This window comes from Streptomyces sp. 7R007, from assembly GCF_054850255.1.
On sequence record NZ_JBTWMV010000118.1, the window covers coordinates 1 to 6,376 of the forward strand.

Annotated in this window: 4 protein-coding genes and 3 pseudogenes; 3 read left to right on the forward strand and 4 right to left on the reverse strand. The window is 68.8% G+C overall.

Features of this window, described 5'->3' with window-relative positions; translation table 11 throughout:
* Together ACYF6T_RS44135 and ACYF6T_RS44140 are read right to left on the reverse strand one after the other, a co-directional pair.
* The coding region (locus ACYF6T_RS44135; protein WP_461703636.1) for a trypsin-like serine peptidase at positions 1 to 1,064 on the reverse strand (1,064 nt) is incomplete at its 3' end.
* A 362-nt stretch (positions 1,065 to 1,426) separates the two neighbouring features.
* Positions 1,427 to 2,605, reverse strand: a complete 1,179-nt coding sequence (locus ACYF6T_RS44140; protein ID WP_461703637.1) for an MFS transporter — start codon at positions 2,603 to 2,605, stop codon at positions 1,427 to 1,429.
* A 123-nt stretch (positions 2,606 to 2,728) separates the two neighbouring features.
* On the opposite strand from ACYF6T_RS44140, the pseudogene ACYF6T_RS44145 reads away from it, so the two are divergent.
* Positions 2,729 to 3,585, forward strand: a pseudogene (locus ACYF6T_RS44145) (NAD-dependent epimerase/dehydratase family protein).
* A 167-nt stretch (positions 3,586 to 3,752) separates the two neighbouring features.
* Positions 3,753 to 4,652, forward strand: a complete 900-nt coding sequence (locus ACYF6T_RS44150; RefSeq protein ID WP_461703638.1) for a LysR family transcriptional regulator — start codon at positions 3,753 to 3,755, stop codon at positions 4,650 to 4,652.
* A gap of 135 nt (positions 4,653 to 4,787) precedes the next feature.
* Here ACYF6T_RS44150 and ACYF6T_RS44155 read toward each other — a convergent pair whose 3' ends face one another.
* Together ACYF6T_RS44155 and ACYF6T_RS44160 are read right to left on the reverse strand one after the other, a co-directional pair.
* Positions 4,788 to 4,997, reverse strand: coding sequence for a hypothetical protein (locus ACYF6T_RS44155; protein WP_461703639.1), 210 nt, complete (start codon positions 4,995 to 4,997; stop codon positions 4,788 to 4,790).
* A 163-nt stretch (positions 4,998 to 5,160) separates the two neighbouring features.
* Positions 5,161 to 5,316: pseudogene (locus tag ACYF6T_RS44160) on the reverse strand (dihydrofolate reductase family protein); the annotation flags it as partial.
* An 862-nt stretch (positions 5,317 to 6,178) separates the two neighbouring features.
* On the opposite strand from ACYF6T_RS44160, the pseudogene ACYF6T_RS44165 reads away from it, so the two are divergent.
* Positions 6,179 to 6,376, forward strand: a pseudogene (locus ACYF6T_RS44165) (MFS transporter); the annotation flags it as partial.

Sequence of the window (6,376 nt, forward strand, 5' to 3'; positions counted from 1 at the left end):
AGGCGCGTGGCGTAGAGCGTGGGCACCTGTCCGCCCGCGAGTCCGTCGTCGGTGGTCGTGACGCCCACCACGGTGCCGATGCCAGTGCGGGTGTCGAAATGGGCCAGGTGAGGACCACCGCTCGACCCGGGCGACATGTCGCATGCCTCTCCCCACAGCAGAGGGGCCTTGGGGCCGGGGTGGCTCGTACCGGCGCAGTGGATCATGCGTGATCCGACGTACTTGTCCCCGGGGTCGTTGAGTCCGTACATCGGGTACCCGAAGGAGTGAATGAACTCGTTGTCGACGGGCTGGCCGAATCCGATCCGCTGGCTTCCGGTGATATCTGCGATCGGACGTCCTCCGGCAGCGGGATTCGCCACGAGGAACGCCGCGTCGTACCCGGCGGCAGCGACGTCTGACGATTGCGTGGTGTCGGGGTCGACGTTCCAGCGCGACGAGGTGGCCATGGTCCTGATGCTGAAGCCGCCGAGCGGTTTCGTTCCGTTGCGGTAGCCGGGCACGAAGTAGAAGTTATGGTTCCAGGTGTCGTCGGCGGAAGGCGATCCGACGCCTCGCAGACAGTGTGCCGCAGTGATGACGGTACTGCGGTTGTCGCCGGTGACGACCGTCGCGGTGCAACTGCCGTCGTAGCCGTCGGAGAAGGTGAAGAAGAGGCGGCCGACGTTCTGCTCGACCGCGCCCTTGTGTGTCCAAACGGTCCCGGCGTCCGGGGTGTTCGGCGGGAGTGGTCGCGGGTCGTCCGGGGTGTCATCGTCCTGTGGGACGGGGGTGATCTCGGGAACGAGAGCACCTGCCAGCTTCATCCGCTCGGGAGTCCAGTAGGCGTTGATCCGGTCGCGGTCCTGTGGGGTCGTAGCGCCGGCGTGGATGGTGGCGACGTCCGTCTCGGCCGTGCCGCCGCCGCTGGTCGACGAGTCGTGCGGTGCGGCGTTGGCGGCCGCGGTCGGCGCGATGAGTGCGACGACGGCTGCCGATGCCGCGACGGCGGCGCCGATCGCGTGCCGGAGGGCCCCGTTGGTGCGGGCCTGACGACTGCCTGAGCGGCTGGAGGGTGTACGCATACGCGAGACGCTAGGCGCGCGATGTCAGGAAGTCGTGAGCAAGGTGTCCGGGCGGTGTCTGCGACGCCCCTTGGTGGTTCGTGTGCGCCCAACGACTTCGTGAAGAGGACCGGCTGGTGCTGGGCACCGGCACCCGTGGCCCCTTTGCGTTCCCGCCGGACGAATCTGGATCGGTGCGGTTCCTGCCACTTCCATGCGCCCGTGGCCGCCTGCGAGGACGTCGAGGTCCCGGTGGATCCCTGCCACAACGGGCCACCTTCGGCGAGGAGTTGCCTGTCGCGTCCGTCCCGGGCGAACAGCGGCCCTCCCTCCACCCCCAGGATGAGCAGGTCCGCGCCCGGGCAACTCGCCGTCCTTTAAGGTCAGCGGTCGTGGGCGGCTTCGACCGGAAGGCTGGTGCCGACGGCTGCGGGGGCGTCGGTGGTGAGCTCTTCGAGCGAGCGGCCCGTGGTGCGCGGGCCGAGGAGGCCGACGTCGACGATGACGGCCGTCATGGCGCAGGCAATGAAGACGAAGACCGCGTTGGCGCCGTGGTTCATGAGCAGGGGCAGCAGGACGTAGGGCATCGCCGCGGAGGCGAGGCGGCTGAGGGAGTAGGCGCCGCCGGCTCCCGTGGCACGCAGCCGGGTGGGGAAGAGTTCACCCTGGTAGACGTGGTAGGCGTTGGAGAAGAGATTGCTGATCAGGGTGTAGCAGAAGCCGAAGGCGACAATTGCCGCGGTGTAGTGGGAGTAGCCGAAGCCCAAGCCGAAGGCGAGCATTCCGAAGGCGGACAGCATGATGAGGGTCTTGCGCTCGATCCGCTCGAGGACGAACACCGACAGCAGCGAGCCGATGGGGTAGCCGACGAAGGACAGGGCGCTGAAGGTCAGGCTGTGCACGATGTCGTAGCCCTTACTGGCCAGCACGAGCGGGGCCAGTGTGCCGAAACCGTAGTAGCCGAAGACCTGCAGGATCTGGAAGATCACCAGCATCACCGTGCGCGTCCGCCAGGGGGGCACGACCAGTTGGCGCAGCGGGGCCTTCACCGTCGCTACAGAGGCGGCGGCAGGTTGCGGGATCAGTGGGGTGGCCACGCCCCGCTGCGCGGATTCCTCAAAGGCGCGCACGACGCGGTCGGCTTCCTCCTGGCGGCCCATCGCCTCCAACCAGCGCGGCGACTCCGGCAGTCCGCGGCGCAGGACCCAGCACAATGCCGCTCCCAGTCCGCCGATCAGGAACATCCAGCGCCAACCGTCGACGCCCAAGTAGGAGTGGGGCACGATGCCGAGAGCGAGGAAGCCGGCAAGGGGTACGCCGCAGAAGCCCACCGTATAAGCCCATCCAATGAGACGGCCGCGGTGGCGCGCGGGCAGCAGGTCCGAGAGGTACGCGTCGCACAGCGGCAGTTCACCGCCGATGCCGAGGCCCGCCAGGAAGCGGCAGACGATGAGCATCTCGACGTTCGGGCTGAAGGCCGCGAGGACGGAGAAGACGGAGTAGGTGGCGAGGGTGAGATGGAAGGCCCTGCACCGGCCGAGACGGTCGGCAATGCGGGACATAACGGACACGTGTGTGATGCCTGACGGGTATCAGAGACGTCGAAAGAGGTCTTGGACGGAGTGCCGTCGCCGGACGGAGGCTGTGGAGGCAAGGACATCGAGCCACTGACAGGAGCTAAGACCATGAGGGTTTTCCTCACCGGCGGATCCGGATACATCGGCAGGGCGACCATCGGCGCACTGATCCGGCAGGGACACACCGTGGAGGCCCTGGCCCGCAGCGCCCGCGCCGCCGAGACCGTCCGTGCCCTCGGCGCGAGGCCGGTGCGCGGCGGGCTTGGGGACCTCGGCGTGCTGAACGCCGCGGCTGCCCGTGCGGAGGCCGTCGTGCACCTGGCGCAGGCTGAGACCGGTGCCGAGGATCTGGCGGCGGCCGGTGCCCTGCAGGACGGCATCGGCAGCGGCCCCTACGTGCACACCGGCGGCACCTGGGTCTACGGCGACACCCAGGGCGTGGCGGATGAGAGCGCCCCGTGGAACCCGCCGGCCCTGGTCGCCTGGCGCAAGTCCGTGGAGGACACCGTCCTCGATCGCGCCCAGCGCGGGGCCGCCCCGTCGTGGTACAGCCCGGCCTGCTGTACGGCGGCGAGAACCGTCTGATCGACCTCTTCTACACCGCCCCGGGCAAGGAGGCCGGCGCCATCCCCTACATCGGCGACGGGACCAACCACTGGGCGCTGGTGCACATCGACGACATCGCCGAGCTGTATGCCGCCGCACTCAAGGCGAAGCCGGGTTCTGTGTACGTCGGTGTCGGTGGTGTCAACCCCACCGCCAAGGAGTGCGCCCTGGCACTGAGCCAGGCCGCGGGCATCGAGGGCAAGGTCGCCTCGATCAGCCTGGAACAGGCCCGTGACCAGATGGGACCGATCGCCGACGCCTTCGCCCTCGACCAGCAGTTCACTCCGGCCCGGGCCAGGCAGGAACTGGGCTGGACTCCCGCCCACACCGACCCGCTGGCCGTTCTCGCCCGTGGCTGAGCACGCCTGCGCACCGCCGGCTGACAGCGTCCGCGGCGGTGCGCGCTCGCTCGGTAGATTGGTGATCGACTGTTATGGCCCTGCCGGGAAGACGTCCAGGACGGCCATAGTCCACAACGGCCGCCCGACCGGGTACGCCGGGGCGACGGAGCAGGCGGTGATTCCGGGTGGATCTTGATTTGCGGAAGCTGCGCTATTTCGTAGCCGTGGCGCAGGAACTGCATTTCGGGCGGGCCGCAGAGCGCCTTCACATCGCGCAACCAGTGCTGTCCCGGCAGATCCGCAGCCTCGAAGAAGATCTCGGAGCGGAGGTGTTCGACCGCGGCCGCCGCGGGACGCTGCTCACTCCGGCGGGAGAGCAGCTACTGGAGGACGCAGTCCCCCTGCTCGCCGCTGCCCAGGCGCTGACGAGGCGGGTGAGATCGGCGGCCCAGGGCACACAGTCGCTGACCATCGGCTTCATGCCCGGCATCACGGTCACCCCGGCCATGGTCGCCTTCACCGCGCACCATCCGGACGTGAACGTGCGCCTGCTGCGCACCACGTGGGACGACCAGGTGGAGGTGCTGCGGGACGGCCGGGCCGACGTCAGCATCGTCCGCCTGCCCATCGACCGCAACGGTCTGCAGATGCGTCCGCTCTTTAGGGAGCCCCGCGTCGTCATGGTGCCGGTCGAGCACCATTTGGCCGGCAGGACGTCGGTGAGCATCAAGGAACTCGCCGCCGAACACCTCCTGCAGGATCCCAACGCCGTTCCCGAGTGGCGCGACGTCGCAGTGGAACTGCAGGGCGGGCGGCGCCCCGAGGTCCCGGTGATCCACCAGGTGGAGGAGAAACTGGAAATGGTGGCCGCCGGAGCGGGCATCTGCGTGCTCCCGCTGTCGACCGCCACCTTCTACACCCGGCCGGACGTGATCCCGCTGCGCGTGGAGGACATCGGCCCCAACGAGGTGGCCCTCGCCTGGGTGACGGCCCGCCGCTCCCGCCTCGTCCTTGGCTTCGCCCAGGCCGCCGCCGACACCCTCGCCCGGCCCCACACCGAGTATCCGCGGCCGTCTTCGGGCTGAGCGGTTTGCACACGGACCGGGGCCGCTCGACTCCAGCCGAGGGCGGCGCGCTCGCCGGGCGAGGCCGTCGCCGCCCAGCGGCAGCCATGCACCCGCCGGGCCCATGCGTCCCAGCGGACGAGGAGCCCTCACCATCTACGCCGCAAGGGACGTCAATGGCCTCCTTGAGCCCACCGCGTCCACCAAGGCCGCCAGCTGCGGAGTGCTCGTCCCGGACAGCCAGCACAGGGCAAGCGTGGTGGGCGGCAGGTCGGCCACCGGTACGGCGCTCACCTCGCCCGGCAGACGGTCGCTCACAGCCGAACCGACCACGGTGACGAGACGGCCGAGGGCGACACGGTCCATGATCTCATCGAGCCCGGACTCGGGGCACCGGGCACGATAGGCCGGCTCGCCTTGGACATCGGCGACGGTGACTCCCGCCCGGCCGGCCAGCTGATGGTCTGTGGGCAACAGGACGACCGGGGGCTCCTCCCCCATCTCGACACCCTGCACACCCGGTACGTATTGCCCCGAAGGCCATCCGCTGCTCCGTCTCGTACAAGGAAAGGCGATGCTCGAGCAGCTCGGGGCCCTGCTTGCCCCAGTAGCCGGTCCAGGCGCCGCCGGCGGCGCCGTAGCCGTCGAGGCTGGAGAAGATGTCGAAGGTGTAGGTCGCGGTCATGTCGTTCTCATCGACTGCGGTTGATCGGCGTGGGTACGGATCGGCGATCTCCCCTGCGTGGGTTTCGGCGACCGTCACACCCATGGACCCAGCGCGTTTCCGAAACTCATCGCCATGCCGACCACAAGTGGCCCGGACCACTCGAACGCCACCTCTTCGGCGGTGCGCGGACGTCCGCCCTGTTCATCCGGCAGCCCGGGCAACGTCGACGTGAACACGGACGTGGCCGCCACCTCGGCCGCCATGAACGACGGCCGGCCCTGCCCGGCATCGACACCCGCCTGGCGCGTCGCGACCTGCTCCCCGACCCAAAATCGCGGCCTGCTCCCCGTCCACGTGGCCGCAAACGGACTACCTGACCCATGCCGCAGCGCTCGCCGACCTCAACATCCTCGCCTACGCGCTGATCAAAGCCGGCCGCACCCAAGATGCGGCGACGGTGTTCCACACGATCGGACCGGTGATCACACCGTGGCCCTGGCGAGAGGACGGGCCGCCCGTGGAAACCTTCCGCCACTGGTCGCACCAAGCCCGGCGTGTCGCTCAGCAATGATGCTAAACCTCCACGAACACTCCAGCTTCACAGCCGTCGACGAGCTCTAGCCGAGACGCAAAGAGCGGCATTCTAGAAGCTGTTGCCCTTTTCGATCTTGGGAGTTGCGTGTCGAACGGGAGTCCCGACCGGGTGGTCGAGGGGCGCTGGACGCATACGAACAGGACCTCCTGAACAGCTCGTTGGTGTCGAATCATCGAGCAGCAGCAGGAGACCCTGATGCACCCAAGGCAACCCTCTTGCTCTTGCAAGTAATATGCAAGAAGCTGGATGGGCCCTTACCACCCGTCGAGGACGTGGAGTTGTGTCATGCCCCGCCTGATGCCGGACACCAGACCGCAACGCGTCCTCGCGGCCTCCAACTTCGTCTACACCGTCGGCAGCGGCCTCTACCTCACCGCCGGCGTGCTGTTCTTCACCGAGGCGGTCCACCTCCCGGCCGGCCAGGTGGGACTCGGACTCGGCATCGCCGGCCTTCTCGCGCTGGCCCTGGGCGTGGCGGTCGGC

What these genes read in the sequence shown, in the direction of transcription:
- ACYF6T_RS44140 (WP_461703637.1), bottom strand. Translation starts at nt 2,605, where the DNA reads ATGTCCCGCATTGCCGACCGTCTCGGCCGGTGCAGGGCCTTCCATCTC.
- ACYF6T_RS44155 (WP_461703639.1), bottom strand. Translation starts at nt 4,997, where the DNA reads ATGGACCGTGTCGCCCTCGGCCGTCTCGTCACCGTGGTCGGTTCGGCT.